This window comes from Ekhidna sp. ABH4_415, assembly GCF_056161305.1.
The window spans coordinates 251304-272269 of record NZ_JBSWYW010000004.1; the positions used below are offsets into that span (position 1 = coordinate 251304).

General features: G+C 39.8%; 21 protein-coding genes. 11 read left to right on the forward strand and 10 right to left on the reverse strand.

Translation table 11 applies throughout. The features are described 5' to 3' along the window. Positions 1 to 43: 43 nt before the first annotated feature. Both ACXAH9_RS08435 and ACXAH9_RS08440 read left to right on the forward strand, forming a co-directional pair. Positions 44 to 868, forward strand: coding sequence for a prohibitin family protein (locus ACXAH9_RS08435; protein ID WP_474894423.1), 825 nt, complete (start codon positions 44 to 46; stop codon positions 866 to 868). A gap of 70 nt (positions 869 to 938) precedes the next feature. After that, complete coding sequence (locus tag ACXAH9_RS08440; RefSeq protein WP_474894424.1) at positions 939 to 2225, forward strand: citrate synthase; 1287 nt, start codon at positions 939 to 941, stop codon at positions 2223 to 2225. A gap of 330 nt (positions 2226 to 2555) precedes the next feature. On the opposite strand, the gene ACXAH9_RS08445 is transcribed toward ACXAH9_RS08440, so the two are convergent. Beyond that, positions 2556 to 3056: a nuclear transport factor 2 family protein gene (locus ACXAH9_RS08445; protein ID WP_474894425.1), complete on the reverse strand. Its 501-nt coding sequence runs from the start codon at positions 3054 to 3056 to the stop codon at positions 2556 to 2558. Positions 3057 to 3147: 91 nt separating this feature from the next. Between ACXAH9_RS08445 and ACXAH9_RS08450 the strand changes: the two genes are divergently transcribed. Further along, positions 3148 to 3537, forward strand: coding sequence for a cytidine deaminase (locus tag ACXAH9_RS08450; RefSeq protein ID WP_474894426.1), 390 nt, complete (start codon positions 3148 to 3150; stop codon positions 3535 to 3537). Here ACXAH9_RS08450 and ACXAH9_RS08455 read toward each other — a convergent pair. Both ACXAH9_RS08455 and ACXAH9_RS08460 read right to left on the reverse strand, forming a co-directional pair. Beyond that, on the reverse strand, positions 3534 to 4043 hold the full coding sequence (locus tag ACXAH9_RS08455; RefSeq protein ID WP_474894427.1) for a hypothetical protein: 510 nt from the start codon (positions 4041 to 4043) through the stop codon (positions 3534 to 3536). The genes ACXAH9_RS08450 and ACXAH9_RS08455 overlap by 4 nt on opposite strands. Before the next feature lie 48 nt (positions 4044 to 4091). After that, positions 4092 to 4460, reverse strand: a complete 369-nt coding sequence (locus ACXAH9_RS08460; protein WP_474894428.1) for a response regulator — start codon at positions 4458 to 4460, stop codon at positions 4092 to 4094. Positions 4461 to 4758: 298 nt separating this feature from the next. Here ACXAH9_RS08460 and smc point away from each other — a divergent pair, with 298 nt between their 5' ends. From smc to ACXAH9_RS08475, 3 genes are all read left to right on the forward strand, one after another. Next, positions 4759 to 8280, forward strand: a complete 3522-nt coding sequence (gene smc, locus ACXAH9_RS08465) for a chromosome segregation protein SMC (protein ID WP_474894429.1) — start codon at positions 4759 to 4761, stop codon at positions 8278 to 8280. A gap of 12 nt (positions 8281 to 8292) precedes the next feature. Then, entirely contained in the window at positions 8293 to 9219 is a 927-nt protein-coding gene (locus ACXAH9_RS08470; RefSeq protein WP_474894430.1) for a hypothetical protein, read from the forward strand. Between the two features lie 68 nt (positions 9220 to 9287). Next, on the forward strand, positions 9288 to 9887 hold the full coding sequence (locus ACXAH9_RS08475; protein ID WP_474894431.1) for a DinB family protein: 600 nt from the start codon (positions 9288 to 9290) through the stop codon (positions 9885 to 9887). A 125-nt stretch (positions 9888 to 10012) separates the two neighbouring features. Here ACXAH9_RS08475 and ACXAH9_RS08480 read toward each other — a convergent pair whose 3' ends face one another. The 6 genes from ACXAH9_RS08480 to ACXAH9_RS08505 all read right to left on the reverse strand — a co-directional run bounded on the left by ACXAH9_RS08480 (position 10013) and on the right by ACXAH9_RS08505 (position 14142). Next, on the reverse strand, positions 10013 to 10156 hold the full coding sequence (locus ACXAH9_RS08480) for a hypothetical protein (protein WP_474894432.1): 144 nt from the start codon (positions 10154 to 10156) through the stop codon (positions 10013 to 10015). A gap of 16 nt (positions 10157 to 10172) precedes the next feature. Beyond that, positions 10173 to 10742, reverse strand: a complete 570-nt coding sequence (locus ACXAH9_RS08485) for a uracil-DNA glycosylase family protein (RefSeq protein ID WP_474894433.1) — start codon at positions 10740 to 10742, stop codon at positions 10173 to 10175. A 3-nt stretch (positions 10743 to 10745) separates the two neighbouring features. Beyond that, positions 10746 to 11849, reverse strand: a complete 1104-nt coding sequence (locus tag ACXAH9_RS08490; RefSeq protein WP_474894434.1) for a fatty acid desaturase family protein — start codon at positions 11847 to 11849, stop codon at positions 10746 to 10748. 78 nt (positions 11850 to 11927) lie between these two features. Further along, entirely contained in the window at positions 11928 to 12686 is a 759-nt protein-coding gene (locus ACXAH9_RS08495) for a LytR/AlgR family response regulator transcription factor (protein ID WP_474894435.1), read from the reverse strand. After that, the gene (locus ACXAH9_RS08500) at positions 12683 to 13729 is read right to left on the reverse strand and encodes a sensor histidine kinase (RefSeq protein WP_474894436.1); all 1047 of its coding nucleotides are present in this window, start codon (positions 13727 to 13729) and stop codon (positions 12683 to 12685) included. Before ACXAH9_RS08500 ends, ACXAH9_RS08495 begins: the two co-directional genes overlap by 4 nt. Continuing rightward, positions 13726 to 14142, reverse strand: coding sequence for a DUF2141 domain-containing protein (locus ACXAH9_RS08505; RefSeq protein WP_474894437.1), 417 nt, complete (start codon positions 14140 to 14142; stop codon positions 13726 to 13728). The genes ACXAH9_RS08500 and ACXAH9_RS08505 overlap by 4 nt, the downstream gene beginning before the upstream one ends. 228 nt (positions 14143 to 14370) lie before the next feature. On the opposite strand from ACXAH9_RS08505, the gene ACXAH9_RS08510 reads away from it, so the two are divergent. From ACXAH9_RS08510 to ACXAH9_RS08520, 3 genes are all read left to right on the forward strand, one after another. Further along, positions 14371 to 16179, forward strand: a complete 1809-nt coding sequence (locus tag ACXAH9_RS08510; RefSeq protein WP_474894438.1) for an acyl-CoA dehydrogenase family protein — start codon at positions 14371 to 14373, stop codon at positions 16177 to 16179. Between the two features lie 113 nt (positions 16180 to 16292). Next, positions 16293 to 17726, forward strand: a complete 1434-nt coding sequence (locus ACXAH9_RS08515; protein WP_474894439.1) for a TonB-dependent receptor — start codon at positions 16293 to 16295, stop codon at positions 17724 to 17726. A 78-nt stretch (positions 17727 to 17804) separates the two neighbouring features. Next, a complete protein-coding gene (locus tag ACXAH9_RS08520; RefSeq protein ID WP_474894440.1) occupies positions 17805 to 19196 on the forward strand; it encodes a sodium-dependent transporter in 1392 nt (463 codons plus the stop codon). 2 nt (positions 19197 to 19198) lie between these two features. Here the strand turns inward: ACXAH9_RS08520 and ACXAH9_RS08525 are convergent, their stop codons facing one another. Next, positions 19199 to 20008 (reverse strand): hypothetical protein, encoded by an 810-nt coding sequence (locus ACXAH9_RS08525; RefSeq protein WP_474894441.1) that lies wholly within the window; start codon positions 20006 to 20008, stop codon positions 19199 to 19201. A 170-nt stretch (positions 20009 to 20178) separates the two neighbouring features. Between ACXAH9_RS08525 and ACXAH9_RS08530 the strand changes: the two genes are divergently transcribed. Then, positions 20179 to 20391, forward strand: a complete 213-nt coding sequence (locus ACXAH9_RS08530) for a hypothetical protein (RefSeq protein WP_474894442.1) — start codon at positions 20179 to 20181, stop codon at positions 20389 to 20391. A 28-nt stretch (positions 20392 to 20419) separates the two neighbouring features. After that, complete coding sequence (locus ACXAH9_RS08535) at positions 20420 to 20962, forward strand: DUF4136 domain-containing protein (RefSeq protein WP_474894443.1); 543 nt, start codon at positions 20420 to 20422, stop codon at positions 20960 to 20962. Positions 20963 to 20966 lie beyond the last annotated feature (4 nt).

Here is a 20966-nt window from a genome sequence, read left to right on the forward strand (position 1 = left end):
ACCTTTGTGTCACAACTAAATGTGACAATCTTAATCTAAACATATGGACAACAGAAAGTATTTACCGTTTGTAATTATTCTATTGGTAGGAATAATCATTTTGTTCTCAGCCGCGAGTAGCATCTTTTATAGAATTGAAGCTTCAGAACGAGCAGTCATCTTCAAGACCTTAAGTGGAAAGCTTGAAAAAGAAAATATTATTGGCCCAGGGTGGCATATTAAAGCTCCATGGAATGAGAAATATGTATACAATGTAGCAGAACAAAGTATAGATGAAACGATGAACGTTCTAGATAAGAACGGACTAAAAATTGACGTGGATGTTACAGTGAGATTTCATCCTAGGTATGATAAAATTGGAATAATACAAGAAAAATTTCAAGGTCAATACATTCCAATTTTGGTAATTCCAGAGGTAAGATCCACTGTTAGAAGAGTAATGGGAAGGTATACAGCAGAGGAAATATATTCTACTAAAAGAAACGAGGTTGAAGCAGCAATTAAGGATGAAACTGCTGATATTTTAGGTGCCCCAGGAAATGAAGTTGAAATGATTAGTATGCCAATTCGATCAATTAACCTACCAGAGCAAATCAAAACATCAATCGAAAACAAGCAAAAACAGGAACAAGAAGCACAAGCATATCAATATCGGCTGGAGAAAGAAAAAAGTGAGGCAGAGAGAAAGCGAATTGCCGCAGAAGGTGAAGCTGCCGCTAATAAAATTATAAACAGTAGTTTGACTCCTGAGTTATTAAGAATGCGGGGAATTGAAGCAACCATGGATATTGCCAATTCTCCTAACTCGAAAGTGATTGTAATTGGAGGTGGTGACGATGGATTGCCGCTGATATTGAATGGGAACTAACCCTTCAAAATCTGGATTAAAATCGTTAATTTCGTGGAAATTTTTAAATCAGCAAATAAGAGTAAATAATATGTCAAAAACCGCCCAAATAACCATTGATGGACAAACATATGAACTCCCAGTGACAGTTGGGAGTGAAAATGAACATGCCATTGATATTAGCTCATTCAGAGGTCAGTCTGGTGTAATCACACTGGACAGAGGATTTAAAAATACAGGCTCTTGTGAAAGTGCCATCACCTTTCTGGATGGAGAAAAAGGAATTCTTCGTTACAGAGGCTATCCGATTGAGCAGCTGGCGGATCAATCAACATTCCTGGAAGTTGCCTACTTGCTGATCCATGGTGAGCTTCCAAATAAGCAAACCTTTGACAAATTTGCTGGTGATATCACGCACCACACATTAGTGAATGAAGATATCAAAAAGATATTGGATGGATTTCCATCTGCGGCACACCCAATGGGCGTGTTGTCTTCTTTGATCACAGCACAAACGGCCTTCTACCCTAGCAGTCTGGATCCAAACAGATCTAAGGAAGAAACAGAGCTAAGCATCATCCGACTGCTTGCTAAAATGCCAACGTTTGCTGCATGGGCATACAAAAAGAAAGTAGGTCATCCGGTGATCTATCCAAACAACAAAATGGATTACTGTGGCAACTTCCTCAATATGATGTTTGCCCTTCCTGCAGAGGAGTATGAAGTAGATCCGGTTGTTGCGAAAGCACTTGACAAGTTACTTATTCTTCATGCTGACCATGAGCAAAACTGCTCAGCTTCAACTGTGAGAATCGTAGGTTCTTCTCAAGCTAGTCTTTGGGCTTCTATCTCTGCCGGTATCAATGCGCTTTGGGGTCCGCTGCATGGTGGTGCTAACCAGGCTGTAATTGAAATGTTGGAGAATATCAAAGCAGATGGTGGAGACACTAAGAAGTGGATGGCGAAAGCGAAAGACAAGGATGATCCGTTTAGACTGATGGGCTTTGGTCACAGAGTATATAAAAACTTTGATCCTAGAGCGAAGATCATTAAGAAAGCTGCTGATGACGTGCTTGAAAAATTAGGCGTTCATGATCCGGTATTGGATATTGCCAAAGGTCTTGAGGAAGAGGCTTTAAAAGATCAATACTTCGTTGATAGAAAGCTTTATCCTAACGTAGACTTCTATTCAGGAATTATCTACCGAGCTCTTGGAATCCCTACTGATATGTTCACAGTAATGTTCGCATTAGGCAGACTTCCGGGGTGGATCGCTCAGTGGAAAGAAATGAGAGAGATGGGTGAGCCAATTGGACGACCAAGACAAGTTTACACAGGAGAAAACGAGCGTGATTACGTCGATCTTTCTAAAAGATAAGCGGTAACATTCACACAAAAGTGATAAAAAACCCTGGCCATTTCCGGTCAGGGTTTTTTCGTTCATTCAATGGATCATACCATTCGTCCTCTCAAACATACTGCTCATTCATTGAGTGAGGATTTCTATCGTTTGCTCCCAATTTGCACGTATCATTGTACTGCTATTAAGGAAAGTGAAGATGTTTCTCACTTAATCACTCTGGTCTTCTCATTATTCTTTACATAGCTCGCTTGCTCTGACATAGCTGTGTCAGAGCTTTTTTAATCCCCTTGCGCGACGAAAGAGCGAGACTCGGAGATCTCAAAACCTATCTAAAGGATTCTGATACTAGTTACTTTGTTCTTCTTCGGCTCCTGCCATAGGAAAGGTCTCTTCTTTCACACCACTCACATGGCTGTTGATTGCCTTCCATGCTCCTCCCACTTTTATAAGGACATTGCTTGATTGGTATTTTGTGATGTAAGCTTCAGATCCATTCACTCCTTTCATGGTCCCGGTTCCAGATACCACGGCAGTTCCATTGTCAAATATGTCAAGCCTCGTGATTTCGAAATTAAACTCATCGTAACTCGTTCCATATTCCGTTATATAAGCCAGTTCGTCTTCTTTGGAGTATTTATCTCCATTATCATCTATTAGCTGAAAATCTTCATGCAATAGCTGATTCAGCAGGGCTGTATCTTGTTCGGCGTAAGCTTTTGGCCAAAGCACCTTTTTAAATTCTCTTAGCGTCTCTTCGTCTTCATCGGTAATAACCACCGGGTTTGTTGCCGGAGTAGTACACCCAATTAATAGTGTTGTAATGATTAAGGTCAGTAAGTATTTCATAATTGTAAATTAGTATTCGTTGTAAACTACAAAAAATACCTCGCTCATTATAAATTGAACATATTAATTAAGATTTCATTAACATTGACGTATGTCTGAACATGAACTCAAAGAAAAGGCTATCGAGGCAGCCTCTAAGGCATATGCACCATACAGCAACTTCAAAGTAGGCTCAGCCCTTCTCACCAAATCTGGCAATGTCTACACTGGGTGCAACGTGGAAAATGCCTCTTATGGCCTTACCGTATGTGCAGAAAGAAATGCAATCGCTAATGCAATCATAGCAGAAGGAACAATAGAAATCGAGAAGCTAGTGGTTTACACCCCAACTCCTAAACCAACCCCTCCTTGTGGGGCATGTCGCCAGGTCATTCATGAATTTGGAAATCCGGAAGTTAAAAGTTTCTGTGAAGGAGAAGAATCAAACACCCATCAGTCAGATGACTTACTTCCCTATGCTTTTGAATTGAAGAAAGACTAATACTTTCGATTAAGTATTTCGCTATAGATGATCGCTTTTTTTGCCTCTGAAGAATTGAGCCCGTCTCGTATTTCATCAGCTATCGTCCATTCCTCTTCCTCTGCAGCAGATCCTCCTTTAAACAGTCTTGGCTGTCGGTAATGCTCATCCGGATTAAACTCCAGGTCAGCACCTTCTGCCATCTTGATGGATTCTTCGTACACACGTTTACTTTCATCATCTGCAAACGCTCTTCGCTCACCCTCCAAACGAGCAGTGTCCTCCATTTCCTGCCTTTCATTCTTCTTCTCCTGAACCAAAACAGGCTCTTGCTCGATGGTTGGTTCTTCTTCCTGCCTCCCTTCGGTAATTTCTCTTAATAGATCTTCAAATGATTTGGGTTGATTTTGAGGTGGTCTGTTTTCTGAACCCGGACGTGAGTTTGGCTGCTCCTTTTTCTTCTTACCCCTGGTAAGAAAATATATAACTGCTGCTATGATATACCACCAAAAACTAAAATCGTCCATGAAGCTAAGTTAGAGAAAGTATGGAGAATTGGAGCTTAAAAGCTACAGTTAATCGTTGATGGTAGACTTGAGCGTTGTAATAATATTTTCCTTGTCGAAAGGCTTACTAAAATATCCTACGATCAGGTTCTGATCGATGGCATCAACCACCTCCTGCGCTCCCCCATATCCTGTAAGTAAGAAGCAAGGTAAATCAGATTTTGTTTCCTTTACCTTACCGATAAATTCGATACCGTCCATTTCAGGCATTCTAACATCGCTCACTATAGCCTTGATTTCATCGTGCTGCTTTATCAACTGAAGCGCCTCTGAACCAGAAGTAGCATTTAGAATTTCAAACTCATTTTTAAAGTTAAATTCGAACAGGGTGATGTTAAACTGATCATCATCTACATACAGAATGGTCGGTTTCTCCATATTTTGCTTTTCCTTGCTGTCTGGTCAAATAAAAATAAGTGACTTTTATCAAAAAGTTAAGTTAATAGCTGATTTGCTTTTCAGATGTTACAATAATGCAACTAAGATTTTAATTTCCCTCCTATCATTCGATTAAACTTTCAAATAATTACATGAATAATTCATCTATAGGATGATAATACGAAACTGGGGAAAAATGGTGGATAAATCACACAAACAATTTAACATTCCTTTCCACTACTTGCAGTTGAATCTTATATTTTTGTCCGCTTCACCTTTTTAGCCTATTGATTATTACATGCAGTTAACCAAGTTAGAGATAAAGGGTTTTAAGAGTTTTGCTGACCGGGTGGTTATCAATTTTGATGATGGAATCACAGGTATTGTGGGACCTAATGGTTGTGGTAAGTCCAACGTGGTTGATTCTATCAGGTGGGTTCTTGGCGAGCAAAAGTCGCGTGTGCTTCGATCAGATAAGATGGAGAATGTAATTTTCAATGGCACAAAAGCACGAAAACCAACACAGCTTGCAGAGGTCTCTCTTACTTTCAACAATACCAAAAACCTTATTCCTACTGAGTACTCGCAGGTTACAATTACTCGACGATATTATCGGTCAGGCGAAAGTGAGTATTTGCTTAATGGAGTGACATGCAGACTAAAGGACATTACCAACCTCTTTTTGGACACAGGAATAGCCTCCAATAGCTATGCGATCATCGAACTTAAAATGGTCGATGATATCCTAAATGATAAGGATAACTCCCGTAGAGCACTTTTTGAAGAAGCTGCCGGCATTTCCAAGTTCAAGATCAGAAAGAAAGAAACGCTTAAAAAGCTGAGTGATACAGATGCAGATCTGGAACGTGTGGAGGACTTGCTTTTCGAGATTGAAAAGAATCTCAAGTCTTTGGAGCGGCAGGCAACTCAGGCAAAAAAGTACTATGAGCTAAAAGATGAGTATAAAAACTCAAGCATTGCATTGGCTAAAAAGGCAATGAACAATCAGCAAGAGCACTTTGACAGCATTCAGCAATCCATTCAGGAGGAGAATGACAAGAAGCTTGCACTAAATTCCCTGGTAAATGAAAAAGAAGCTGCCATTGAAAAAGCAAAGGCTGACCTGATTAATAAAGAAAAATTGCTTTCCTCAAGACAGAAAACACTCAACGAACATGTGAGTAAGATCCGTCAATATGAAAGCGACAAAAAAATTAAGAATGAGCGTCAGAAGTTCTTAAATGACAAAATAGAGACGCTTAAAGAACAAATCAGTCATGATAAGCAAAGCAGTGAACGTGCTGCTGTATCTCTGGAGGGATTGAGAAATGAGGCGCGAGAAGTAGAAAAAGATGTGACGGCTATCCTATCCAGGGTAGAGAGCCTGAAAAGTGAGTATGAATCTCAAAAGACCCTTACCACTGAAGCACAGGAAAAGCTCAATTCATTAAACACTTATTATTCTGAAAAGAAGGATCGACAGTTTCAGATAAACAAGGAAATCGAAATCAAGGACATTCAGTTGAAGTCCATGATGAGTGAGCTCAGCAAAACCAGTGAAGATACCAGTGAGAAAAGTGCCAATATCGAAGAATTCAAGAATCGGCTGAATGAAATTGTGCAGGAGAAAAGCACTAAGCAGAAAGTTTATGATGAACTGAAGCTGAGTGAAGAAACACTGAAAGAGCAGATCGCTGACACTGAAGAAAAGATTGCTAAGCACAAGGAAGAACTCACTAAAATCAACCGTACGCTTGATGCCAGACAAAACGAATTTAGTCTGACAAAGTCTCTGGTGGATAATCTGGAAGGTTTCCCAGAGGCAATAAAGTTTCTGAAAAAGAATCCACAATGGAAAGATGCCCCTCTCCTCTCCGATGTATTGAGTTGTCCGGAGGAATATCGAGTGGCAATTGAAAACTTCCTTGAGCCTTTCATGAACTATTACATCGTAGAGACCAGGGATGATGCATTGAAGGCTGTTAACTTACTTAGTGAGTCAACACAAGGAAAAGCCAATTTTTTCATTCTGGAAAACCTGGCTGAGTACACCTCGGAAAAAGTAGAAGCTCCTACAGGAAGTAAATCAGCATTAGAACTGATCGATTTTGATAAGAAGTACGAGAACCTTATCAAACATCTTCTATGGAACGTGTACATCACTTCCAATCCTAAACATCCTGGAAATGACAATGTAGTGCTTCTTGACAAAGAGGGTAAGGTCACCTTCCGCCGATTCAGTATCTCAGGAGGATCAATCGGCCTGTTTGAAGGAAAACGTATTGGTAGAGCTAAAAACCTCGAGAAGCTTGAAGTTGAAATCAAAGACCTCAGAAAAAAGCAAACGGAGGTTGAAGGCGCTGTTACCAAGCAGCAGGCCATACTCGATGAACTACGACAGTCTTCCAAAGCTTCGCAACTGGAGGAAGTAAAAGAAGAGCTTGCACAGATCAAAGAGGTAGAGGTATCTGTCCAAACCAAGCAGGAACAGTTTCTCGAATTACTAACCTCTAATAAGAATCGAAGAGAGGATATCCAGCAGCAAATTGTAGACCTGGAGAAATCGCTGGAAGCCCTGAGACCACAGGCAGAGAAAGAACAGCAGGAACTTGAGGAACTTGAAAAGAGTGTTGAAGCTAAAAAAGAAGAAGCATTAACTCTTCAGGAAGCGTTAGACTTGAAATCCTCTGCGTTTAATGAGGAAAATGTAATATTCCATCAGCGACAAAACAAACTAAACAGCATTCTGCAGGAGATTTCATTCAAAGAGGAATCTTATGAAGCTTCACTGGAAAGAATAGAAAAGAACCGTGAAGAGTTGGAAAGTGCAACAGCCAATCTGAATGAGCTTGTAAAAAAGAGTACAGCCAGTGATGACGAGCTTGTATCGATGTATGATGAAAAAGAAGCATTAGAGACAGGCGTAAACGAAGCAGAAAAGGAATACTACGAAGCTCGCAGCATCATTGATGAGGAGGAAAAAAATCTCAGAGAAACCCAGAGAAAGCGTGAAGGAATCGATCATGCACTTATGGAATGGCAAAACAAGCTCAATGATGCCAAGATGGGACTTAACTCCGTCAAGGATCGGCTATCTGTTGAGTTTAATATTGATTTGGAGAAAATCAAGGATGAGGATATCACAGACTATAAAAAATTCACAGAAGAAGATCTTAGAAACAAAGTAGATAAGCTAAGAAACAGGTTGGACAATATGGGGCCAATCAACCCGATGGCAATGGAGGCGTTTGAGGAGATCCAGGAGCGTCACACCTTCATCATTGAGCAAAAAGAGGATCTGATTAACGCCAAAGAGACACTTTTAAAAACAATCAGTGAGATCGATGAAGTAGCCAAAGAAACATTCATGGAAGCTTTCCATCAGATCAAGGACAATTTCATTAAGGTCTTTAGAACGCTCTTCACTGAAGAAGATGATTGCGATCTCACATTAACAGACCCTGACTCGCCATTAGACAGCTCCATCGACATCATTGCGAAACCAAAAGGCAAACGTCCGCTAACTATCAATCAGCTTTCTGGAGGAGAAAAAACGCTTACAGCAACCTCACTTCTCTTTTCAATCTATTTACTAAAACCTGCACCATTTTGTATCTTTGATGAGGTAGATGCACCATTGGATGATGCCAACATTGACAAATTCAATGAGATCATCCGAAAGTTTTCTAAGGAGTCACAATTTATAATTGTTACTCATAATAAACGAACAATGGCAAGCACTGATGTTATTTACGGTGTAACTATGCAGGAACAGGGAGTTTCTAAAGTAGTTCCTGTAGATTTACGAGAGTTAGCTTAACCCAACTAAAAAATGAAGCTATTCATAAAAGTTTGTTTCATCTTTTTGATCCTTCTGATCTCTTGTGGTGTGAAAAAATCTTCGAAAGAAGAGACGAAACCCAGACCACCCAAAGAGCAACCTGTACTTCAAAGGCATTCCTTTGATTATCAACCTCGGATACCAGAAAATGGAGAACTGAAAGCCGTTATTGAGCTTGGATCCCTTGGTCTAAATTACTTCGTCATTGAAATTGATGATGATAGGTGCTGGCAATTAGAAAGATCTTCGTTTAGACGAAGTAATTTTATATATGGAGTCAATACCAACGCAGAGATCATTGACAATATCAAGGAGTTCAAAAATGAAATTTTGAACTATGGGGTTAAACCTCAAAATATTCATTTAATCGCAAGCTCCAGCGTTGTTAAGTCTGAAGACATTTCATCTTTGAATAGCCAATTGGCAGACGCCTCTCTTAAAATAAAAAGCATCGATGCTGCAGATGAAGCTCGATATGCGTTACTTGCTACTATTCCTAAGGAATTCATTAATGAATCGTTTATAGTGGATATCGGATCAGGCAACACGAAATTGGCTTGGGTGGAGCAAGATGACACATTAAGTATAGAAATTCATGGATCTAAATATTTTCTGAGCGAAGTTCAGGATACCACTGTTTTCAGAGAAGTCAGAGATGCATTATTACAAGTGCCAGAAAAAAACAGAAATCTGTGTTTTATGTTAGGAGGAATGATCTTTGAGTTCGTTAAGGAAGAAGTTGAAGGAAGTGATAAACGGTACTTTATTCTTGATCCTCCAAGTGAATACCCCATTGATAATGAAAAGCTAAAAGCTGCGAATGTTATTTATAATGCGCTTTATCTCGAACCTACCTTTTCATACATATTTGATTCCGATTCCAATTTTTCCATAGGATTTCTAGTCAGTCAGCAATAATTAATTAAGGCTGTCCATAATGTCATTCTTTTTTCGTCATAGATCTGGTATTAAAAACAACTACAACTATGAAAAAAGTATTATCTATTTCAGTATTTACACTACTCCTCTTTACTGTGTGCGCTCAGGCCATTTCAGATCAGGAGAGAAAAAGAGCATTGAGTCATCTAAAGCAAACAAATGACGAGCTCTCAGAACTGGTGAAAGGATTAAGTGATGAGCAGGTTAGTTACAGACCTGGTGATGGCCAATGGTCAATCGCTGAATGCCTGGAACATATTGCAATTTCCGAGCAAAACTTGATGGGAATGATCCAAAATAGTCTTCAAACTGATCCTAATCCATCTAAAAGATCTGAAGTAGCAATGGATGATGATCAATTACTTGGTCTGATCACTAGCCGTGAACAAAAGGTAAAAACCAGAAAGGAGTTTGAGCCTACAAACAGTTTTGGAGATTTTACAGCCACTTTGAAAACATTCAAGCAGCGAAGGAAATCGACCATGAAGTTCGTAAAGTCTACTGATCTCAACCTTAGAAACTACTACATGCAATTTCCATTCGGTCTCATCGATTCTTATCAGGGTGTCTTGTTTTTATCCGGGCACACTAAGCGTCATACAGATCAAATTAAGGAGATTATGCAAAGTGCATCCTACCCTCAGTAAATAACAAAGGCCTGAAATTCGGGCCTTTTTTTTATTATGATGCGAGTTTTCTTTTCAGTTTTTCAACTCCCTCTCGGGAGATCAAATGGCTCGTTTCCGGTGAGTTTAAATGGTTCTCCGCAAGCTCAAGCAGGGTTTTTCTGATCTTTGTAAGACCAGTTGCTTTTCTGTTTTCCATCCTTCCGTATGTAGATATTATTGATACGTTCATATTCATTGAAATTAGATATGCTAATCTCCGTGCTTCGATCACAAAAATCAATACCCATTTTATGGTAATTTTTCCTATATGATTTTACGTACTCTCCTCTTAAGTTCAGGCATCAGGTCGCTTTCGAACCATGAGTTTTTCTTCATCCAAATACGATTTCTGGGAGATGGATGAGGTAGTGGGAAATAATGAGGAAGATAGTCGGTGTATGACTTTACTGTTTCTGTGAGGTTGGATTTTACATTTCTCTTTAAATAATATTTCTGTGCATACTGACCAATCAATAGCGTAAGCTGAACAGATTCACAGGCTTGTAATAGTCTCTCATGCCACAAAGGTGCACATTCCGGTCTGGGAGGCAGATCACCCGACTTTCCGGACCCGGGATAGCAAAACCCCATTGGAACCAGTGCTACCCGTTCTTCATCATAAAAGACATCATCTGAAAGCCCCAGCCAGTCTCGTAGATTTTTTCCGCTTGCATCGTCCCACGGGATTCCGGATTCATGTACCCTCCTGCCAGGTGCCTGCCCAATGATTAGCAACTTCGCTGATCTGGACGCTTTAACAACAGGCCTGGGACTATGAACAAAAAAGGAGCTACACACCGTGCAGCTCCCAATTTCATTCAAAAGTTCTTTCATTGTTTACCGACCCAGCGAGTAAAGCATTTTTCCGTGGGAAACCAATGCTGACATGAAGGTAGGGTAAGATCGATATGGCACGTTGTATTCCTCTGCCGTCTTCCTGACGATCTTTGCTATTTTTCTGTAATGCACATGACAAATATTAGGGAAAAGATGATGCTCAATTTGATAGTTGAGCCCGCCAACAAACCATGATAATGCCCAATTCTTCTGTGCGAAATTACAAGTCGTTTTCAATTGATGTACGGCCCAATTCTCCTCTACTACATCTGTATTTTCTACATTTTCGAACGTATGATCCTCCATTACATGTGCAGGCTGGAAAATGATTGCCAGGGTGAAACCGGCAACATAGTGCATTAGGAAGAACCCTAAAACAATGTGATACCAGGCAATGGAAGTTAATAGTATTGGTAAAGCAAGGATGTACGTATAGTAAAACACCTTGGTAATAACCAACCAAACCCATGCTCTGGAAATACTCTTAGTTTGCTTTTTTAGCATTCCGTCCCTGGTGTACTGAGCAAGCTGAACAATATCTTTTACAATAATCCAGCTCATTGTCATGAGTCCATACAGGAACCATGCGTAAATATGTTGCCACTTATGATGCTTCTTTATTGGAGTATTTGGGTCAAATCGAAGAATTCCCCCTTTTGGAGCAATGTCTTCATCCATTCCAGTGACATTGGTGTATGTGTGGTGTTTCACATTGTGCTGAATTTTCCAATTTGTAGCATTTCCACCTACGATATTTAAAGAATAACCTACCAGATTATTCACCCATTTCTTTCTTGAATATGCACCATGATTGGCATCATGCATAACAGATAGTCCAATTCCTGCCTTTCCTAATCCCATTAAAAACATCATCAGGTAATACACCCAGACACTTTGAACGAAACCAAGTAAGAATAAGAAATACGGTACGAAATAAAGTAAAAACATGAATATGGTCTTGGTTACCATTTCCATATTGGCATACCTGCCATATTTAGAGTTTTTGAAATAGTGATTCACCCTCTGGTTAAGGGTTTTGTTAAACTCCTCGTGTAAATTGTTTTTAAATCTTACAACTCTTTGACTCATAGTTGTTACTGACATATAATATAATTATGGTATTATTCCAAAGTTAAGTAACAAACGTTGGAATTACGGAAATAATTTGACCAATGGCCATATTTATCTGTCGAGCCAGGATTTGAAGTCACCAACACGTTCCCTGGCCACTATGATTTGATCTTCATCAAAATGATCAATCATGATTTCCAGTCTGGAATTGGTGAATGCGATGATATCTTTGATGTAGTTGATATTCACAATAAATTTTCGGGATATCCTAAAAAACTGGTCTGTATTGACCAGTTCCTCCACTTTGTCCAGAGTATAATCAACTAAGAATCGTTTGCCCGCATTGGTAAAAAGATAGGTCCCCTTGTCTTGACTGTAAATCAACTGAACGTACGGGGTTTCTACAGTTTTCAGGTGCTCCCCTACCTTCACCACAAACCGTTCTTTTCCACTGGGTTGAAGTGCTTTCATCAGCTTCTCCAGATCTGTATCAGCAACAGGAGCAGGTTTCTGCTTATCAAAATTTTGTTCGAACTTCTTAATAGCATTAGCAAGTTCCTCATCTGCAATGGGTTTTAGCAGGTAATCAACACTATTGGTTTTGAAAGCTTTAAGAGCGAATTCATCATAGGCCGTGGTAAAGATGATGGGCTTCTGAATTTGAATCTGGTCGAAAATATCAAATGACAACCCATCTGCTAGCTGAATATCCATGAATAAAAGGTCATAACTCAACGCAGGCAATGAAATCGAGGCAGACTCCACAGAGTCAAACTTGGCTACAAACTCATAGTCAGGCCGAATGCTCTCTATCAATGACCTCAGCCTTTTGGCTGCCAGTTGCTCATCTTCGATAATTATATATCTCATTTATCAAGTGTTAATAAAGGTAATTTCACTTCGAAATAATCCTCACCTTTGTTTACTTCTACTTTCTTATCCGTCAGGTATTGATACCGTTCAACTAGATTGTTCAGCCCGATTCCGGTAGAATCTTTGACTTTCTTCTCTTTGAGATTATTCCAAATCGTACAGGTTTCTTCTTCAAAATCAACCTTTACTGTAAGAGGATCTTTTTCACTAACTACATTGTGTTTAATCGCATTTTCAACCAGAACCTGAATCGCTAACGGAGGGACATATCTGCTACTTTTCACATCATCTATTTCCATCCGAAGGTTTTCACCAAATCGGATTTTCTGAAGAAAAGCAAAATTCCTTACGAATTCCATTTCCTCTTGAACAGGCACAACCTCTTCATCTTTGCTTTCCAGTACATATCGGTACACCTGAGATAGTTTTCGAATGAATTCAACTGCCTTATCTTGATCGTCATAGACCAGCGAACTAAGTACATTTAGAGAATTGAAAAGGAAATGGGGGTTAACCTGATTCTTTAAACTATTGTATTGGGAGGCTACCTGCTCTGTTTTCAGTCGCTCATTATCGATGGCAGCCTGACGCCATGCAATCAGGAATCCTCTGCCATGCATAAAAACGTTGATTCCTAAAGTAATCCATAAAGTATCCCAATAAGGAGCCCCCGTTTCTACAATTGTCTCTGTCCATGTTTTTCCTAAAACAATCAGATCGAAAAACAGATCAAGGCCCCAGACTATTAGGTAAACCAATATTACGATAGAAATAAGGCTAGCCAAAAATCGTTTGATAGGTGCTTTGACCCACGGAATGTAAAAATCCCAAAAATCAACCAGCAGTTCACTGCCTTTCCAGAAAAAAGCCCAGGCTAATCCACTGTATGAAAAACTAAGCCAAAAGTTGAACGAAAAAAGGAAAGGCTCTTCCAAACAGTTGTTACAGAAAACAACCATATTCATAGCACCTCCAAAAGGAAAGATCAAAATAGCTCCTACAAGATGCTTTTTCCAGTGTTTCTTCCAGTATGCTCTCACAGTGATATGACTATTTCCTGAGCTCCTACTTTTACTTCAAATTGACAGTCTTGGAAAGATGGTGGACCAAACATACCTCTGGCATTGTTGGAAAAGGCATAGGGTTCAGAAGGGATCCCCATGAAATTAGCGTCCAATTCACCATTATCATTTTCGTCCTGGTAAATAGAGACAGCATATACTCCCTGACCTAATCCCTTAAATGAAAACTCCATCGAATGAGCATCGATGGGTCTACCATCACTCATCACCTCTTTGGATAAAAAATGATCTTCATGATTGTAGATGGCTACCTTCAGTGAGCCTTTTACTTCTTTGATGTTTTCAACTTTCACAATCAGTTCGCACTGTTCCTGAGAAAAAGCTGAAAGGGATCCTAAAAAAAATACGGAGATCAAGAATAGTTTTTTCATTTTTCTTTTTTCTTCAAAGCTGCCACTCACCCATCCCAACATCAATTTATTATTACTCAATTGTCAAATAATGAAGTTGAATTGTAATCTCGTTTCAGAAAGGCAATATTAGCAAAAGCAGACCGCAAATATTTTGATAAAAATGTTATGCATGCAGAGTAAATTATTTATATTTGTTATGCATGCAGAGTATTTTAACTCAACAATGAAAATAGATATTAGAATAAAATGGAAGCAGCAGTAGAAAAAACCGCATTAAAAGGTGGTGAATTCCTTATCAAAGAGACACAAGCACAGGATGTCTTTATTCCAGAGGAGTTTTCCGAAGAACAAAAAATGATGGCAGCAGCCACATTGGATTTCATAGACAAAGAGATCAATCCCAATACAGAAAGAATTGAAAACATGGAAGAAGGACTTATGCCTTCTTTGATGGATAAAGCCGGTGAGCTTGGATTATTAGGAGTTACCATCCCGGAAGATTACGGTGGATTGGGCATGAGCTTCAATACGGGTATGTTAATTGCCGACATGATGGCATCTGCAGGATCATTCTCTACAGCATATGGCGCTCATACAGGAATTGGTACACTTCCCATTCTATACTACGGCACGGAAGATCAAAAAAAGAAATATCTACCGAAATTGGCTTCTGGCGAGTGGAAAGCTTGCTATTGTCTAACAGAGCCGGATGCAGGATCAGATGCTAATTCAGGTAAAACAAAAGCAGTGCTTTCTGATGATGGTAAGCACTATGTGATCAACGGACAGAAAATGTGGATCTCGAACGCTGGGTTCGCTGATCTGCTTATCATCTTCGCTAAAATCGATGACGATAAAAAATTATCTGCTTTCATCGCTGAAAGAACATGGGATGGCATTACCATGAATGATGAGGAGAAAAAATTAGGCATCAAAGGGTCTTCGACTCGCCAGGTTTTTTTCAATGACCTAAAAGTACCTGTTGAGAATTTGCTTTCAGAAAGGGAAAACGGTTTCAAAATAGCTGTTAATGTTCTCAATGTTGGACGTATAAAATTAGGAGCAGGATGTATAAATGGCTGCAAAGATGTAGCTACCAAATCCACGCAATATGCCAATGAAAGAAAGCAGTTTGGTGTATCCATTTCCAGCTTTGGAGCCATAAAGCAAAAGTTGGCAAAAATGGCAACCAAAACTTATGCTACAGAATCCGCTTCTTATCGTGCTGGACAGAATATTGAAGACTTAATAGCGAAATTGGAATCGGACGGACTCTCTCCAACAGAAGCTAAACTTAAAGGTGTGGAACAATATGCTATTGAATGTGCCATGATCAAAATTCACGGTTCAGAAGTTCTGGATTATTGTGTAGACGAAGGTGTTCAGGTATATGGTGGTATGGGATTCTCAGAAGAAGCGCCTATGGCCAGAGCTTACCGAGACGCCAGAATTACACGTATTTATGAAGGCACCAATGAAATCAACCGCATGTTGATTGTGGGAATGATGCTGAAAAAAGCCATGAAAGGTGAGATAGACCTACTTGGACCTGCCATGGAAGTAGGCAAAGAATTGACCGGTGTTCCTTCATTTGAAACACCTGACCTTTCGGTTCCATTGGCCAAAGAGAAGGAAGTAGTTAAGAATTTGAAGAAAGCGGTATTGATGGCGGCTGGTAAAGCTGCAGAAAAATTTGGGCCGAAGCTGGATCAGGAGCAGGAAGTATTAATGGGTCTTGCTGACATGCTGATCGAGGTTTACGTGGCTGAGTCTACCCTGCTAAGAACAGAGAAGCTTATGGAGAAATATGGTGAAGAGGGAAGTACATTATACCAAAACATGGCCAGGCTTTACCTACACGAAGCAGTTACTAAGATCAAAAACTCAGGTGATGAAACTGTAGCGTGCTTTGCAGAAGGTGATGAGCTTCGCGTAATGCTCATGGGAATGAAACGATTTACAAAGATGGATCCGATCAATACCAAAGTGCTGAGACATGCTGTTGCGGATGTAATGATTAAGGATAATAAATACCCTTATTCTTTATATAACTAAGAAGACTCAATTACGTAACTAAGAAAACCGGCCGTTGGTCGGTTTTTTTGTTTACAGGTTTGTTTTAGACACATTTCAAAATAGCTTTGTGTCAAAGGCAACAGCACCCCGGAATGATGGAAGAGTTTGATAAGAAGTTAACCACGAAAGAAAAAGCTTTACAGCTAAATCTAGACACAAGGATTTATGGAACTGTAGCCGAAATTGGGGGCGGTCAGGAAGTAGCTGCATATTTTTTCAAAGCTGGTGCTGCATCAGGTACCATCGCCAAAACCATGTCTGCCTATGACATGACCTTTAGTGATGCGATTTATGGAAAATGTGATAGATATGTTTCCAAGGAAAAATTGCTTCGAATGCTCGATCGAGAGTACTCGCTACTTGATCAGCGTTTGACTCAAAGAGCCAAGAAAAGTACATTCTTTGCATTTGCTAATACCGTTGAAACAATCAACTACAATCGAAGCAACGTTGGCCATGGATGGCTGGGCATCCGATTTCAAAAGCACTCCGGAACCAAACCCAATGAATGCATCATTCACGTCACACTAAAAGACCGTGACGCAGAATGGCAGCAGCAAGTGCTTGGTATTGTGGGCGTAAACCTGATCCACTCTTGCTACACTTTTAATACTCCTGAGGAGATCATTGATTCACTTGTGGATAATGTTAGAAAGGATCGTTTGGAAATTGACATGTTCAGTATTTCCGGACCGGACTTTCATCATGTGGATAATCGCCTCATGACATTAAAGCTCGTCAAAAATGGATTGACTGAAGTAGCGATGTTTGGTCCAGACAAAAATGTCATCCTTCCATCTGACATTATCTATAGAAAAAATGCCATTGTTCTTCGTGGTAGATTCCGCCCGGTGACTCACGTAAATGTAGACATGATGATAACAGGCATGCGAGCTTTCAAGAAAGAGCTTGGTCATGCAAAAGATATTGTGTCTGTGGTAGAGATAACGCTCAAAGACCTAACGCTTGCTGGAGAACTGGATGAGCAGGATTATCTGGATAGAGTGGACTTGCTTTGTTCACTGGGACAAAATGTAATGATCTCAAACTATCAGGAGCACTACAAGCTGGCAGGATACTTATCACAGTTTATCAAAGACAAAACTTTAGGTATCATCATCGGTATGAACAACCTGACGCAGATCTTTGATGAGAAGTACTACAAAAACCTGGATGGCGGAATACTGGAATCCTTTGCCAGACTTTTCGGTAGCAACGTAAAGCTCTTCGTCTACCCTATCATTGATTCCAAAACCGGAGATATCAAGACCGGAAATGATTTTGAACCGGAGCGACACCTTCAGAGCCTGTTCTATTACTTCATTGAAAATCATAAAATCCTCAGCATTCCTGATGCTAAAACGGAAAACCTCCACATCATCTCAGATCAGGTATTGGATATGATCGAAAATGATGAAAAAGGCTGGGAAGAAATGGTGCCAAACAGAGTGGCTGAGGCTATCAAAGCCAACCACCTCTTCAACTACCCTTATGAAATTGAGGTGGACGAGGAGGACGTGATTTAACCGACTTTAAAATTGCCCTTTGTGGGTATTTACCTTTTGCTATATTTGGCGCTTTAATTAACCCCTAAAAGTCAATATATGAGCACGCGCGGAAACTTTTCCAGCAAACTTGGTTTCATCTTAGCAGCAGCTGGGTCAGCTGTGGGTCTGGGTAATATTTGGAAATTTCCTTTCGAGGTTGCTGATGGTGGTGGTGCCGCATTTGTCCTCATTTATTTGGCATTCGCGTTCATTCTATGCTTTCCTGTAATGGTTACTGAAATTGCGATTGGTAGGAAGACGCAAAAAAATCCTGTTGGAGCTTACGCAGCATTAGGGTTTAAAAACTGGAAGTTCCTTGGTCTAATGGGAATTTTGAGTGGTGTCCTGATCCTTTCATTCTACAATGTAGTAGCTGGCTGGGCATTTGGATACTTCCTGGAGATGATAAGAGGAAACTTCGGGATTGGAGAGAATTTCTCTCAATTCACCAATGATGTGATCAATGTGGGCCTTTATGGGCTTGTATTTATGGGTGTCACAGCCTTTATCGTGTCAAAGGGTATTTCCGGAGGAATTGAAAAGGCAGCTAAGTTTCTAATGCCTTCTCTGGTCATCATGATCCTTTTACTGACTTTCTACGCCTCTTCGCTACCCAATGCGATGAAAGGCATCTCTTACTACTTGATTCCTGAATTTAGTGAGGTCACTCCAGAGGTTATTTACAATGCGCTAGGCCAGGCCTTCTTCTCCCTTTCATTGGGCATGGGTGCTTTGATCACTTACGGCAGTTATATATCTAAAAACGACAACATTGTTTCATCAGCAGCATACATTACCCTTACAGATGTGGGGATAGCTTTTTTAGCCGGTTTGATGATGTTTCCTTTTGTAGCCTATCTAACAGATGGAACAATGGAGGGATTCACCGGTGGACCAGGGCTAATCTTCGTTACGCTTCCTGGCGTTTTTGAATCATTAGGCTCAACACTCGGAATGGTTGTGGGTTCGCTATTTTTTCTTCTTTTATCTTTTGCAGCACTTACTTCAACCGTATCACTGCTTGAAGTTCCTGTAACCTACGTGGTGGATGAATTTAAGGCCAACAGAAAAACTTCTGTATGGTTAATTGCAACCTTGATATTCTTACTGGGAGTACCATCTTTGATTTCAAATGGGTACTCAGACTTATTTACCAACTTCATTACTTATATAGGAGCATCGGCCCCAGCAAGCTTCATGACATTTGTCGAGCATGTAGGATCAGACACTTTGTTACCGCTAGGTGGAGTGTTAATCACCATTTTTGCAGCATATGTTTGGAAAAAACACAATCTAATCGAGGAACTTAGACAGGGGAACCCCAAATTAGAAGGTACCTGGAAAGAAAAGTATATTGATTTTGCAGTGAGTTATCTCTGCCCTGTTCTATTGACACTGGTATTCATTTTCACTTTCCTTGGAAGATTCTTTGGAGTGAACTTCTTCTAGAGCTATTCTTTAATAAAGGTACCCGGATCTCTACCATTGAAATAGATGACGTATCGTCCCCGACGAAGAACAGTGACATCAATTTCTTTGCCCTGTCCTTCCAGGACTAGTTTTTGCCCGTCATTATATATTTCATAATGAGTGACTCGGGAGAGGAATAGCCTGGTTTTGGCTGATTTTGGTTGAAACTCAACAGGTTCCGGGTAGTGATCATATTCAACCTCTCTCGAATACAAATAATCATTTCTGCGACCTGCAGGAAAGTTGTATTTGATTCGATATTTGTTTGCTCCTTCATCCAAATTAGGATAATACGAGTATTGAGCGCCCTCATATCGGCCAAGTGCTTCTCTAATTTCCTGATCCACCCAGACGCCATTCATTAGTTTCTCTATTTCAAATTCACCCACTCCAGACTCTCCTTTCGTGTTCCACACAAGGGCGCTATCAGTGAGCGAAACATCCACAAATCGAAAAATTGTATGGAAGAGAATTGCCTCAGGGTTAATGATTGTAGGTGAACAAACAGAGTCTTTATGAACTAACCGAATCTTCACTGGGGTATATAAATCAAACCCCTTAAAGTCTATTTTTAGTGCACTAAGATTATAATTGATATCTACTTCACGTTCATTGATGAATATTCTGTCTATGCAAAACGATCTGTCGTTTCTATCGAATGGGTTTTGTATAAAAAGTGTTTTTCCCTGAAAGACTCCTGCAAGGTTGGTCTCCATCTTAGGGGTTACCTGAGAGAAAATGGTCCCTGAGCATAATACAACAAGTGCGGAGAAATACGCTACTTTACTCATTTTAGATTTTTCTCTTTTTCACTCCAAACATGATGCTATCGATATGAAAAGTATCAATTATTTCGATGAGTACACGTAATAACCCCCCTAAAAAATTCCTCATTTGAATTAAATCAAGATTATTTATTCATATTTTTACATTTCAACCAGGTGTATAAGAACATAATATCATGAGTGATACGCTTCTTATATGGTTCAATCCTGATGCTCAAATATATGAGTCGGGCCCTTATGTTGACTATCAATCGAAAGCAACTCAGAGTCCTAATCAAGATCGTTATGAGGTACTTTATGAATTCAGCCGGGAAACTATTTCTGTTTCAGGTAAGATTCTAAACACGTTAAATATCGCCAGGACAAATTCGCTGTTCCTCAATTATTGATCTGGTAAATTCATAAATTAGCCTCCTTATGAAAAGGTGGCTTTTACTTCTTTATCTTGTTGTGACTGGCTGTAGTCCCAAGATTGTTTCCTATGTGAATGAAAGAGCAAAATTTGGTCAATTTGAAACCTATAGACTGGTTTCAGCCAAGTCCGAATCAAAAAATGTAACTCCGGAGAATACTACCATCTTTGACCTTATCAAAGAAAATATCCATCAGCAAATGACCCGTCGTGGTTATCAAACTTCCAATGTAACCCCTGACCTGACGCTGCGATATGAGGTAAACTCCAACACTCAAGTGGAAATCAATAACAATCAGGTAAACCCCTACTTCTATCAACCTTTTCCAGTGACCACCCGAACGATCTACCAGTCCATCCTACTTCTTGAACTGATTGACTCTAATAACAAACTGGTTTGGCAAGGGAGCTATGACTTAAAACAAGAGAAGAAAGAAAAAAAAGTTTCAAAGGCTATCAATAGAGCAGTAGGATATATCTTCACAACTTATCCTTACCGAGCCTTGTCAGGCCAAGAGGATGAATCACTAAAAACCATTGAGAAGTAACGAG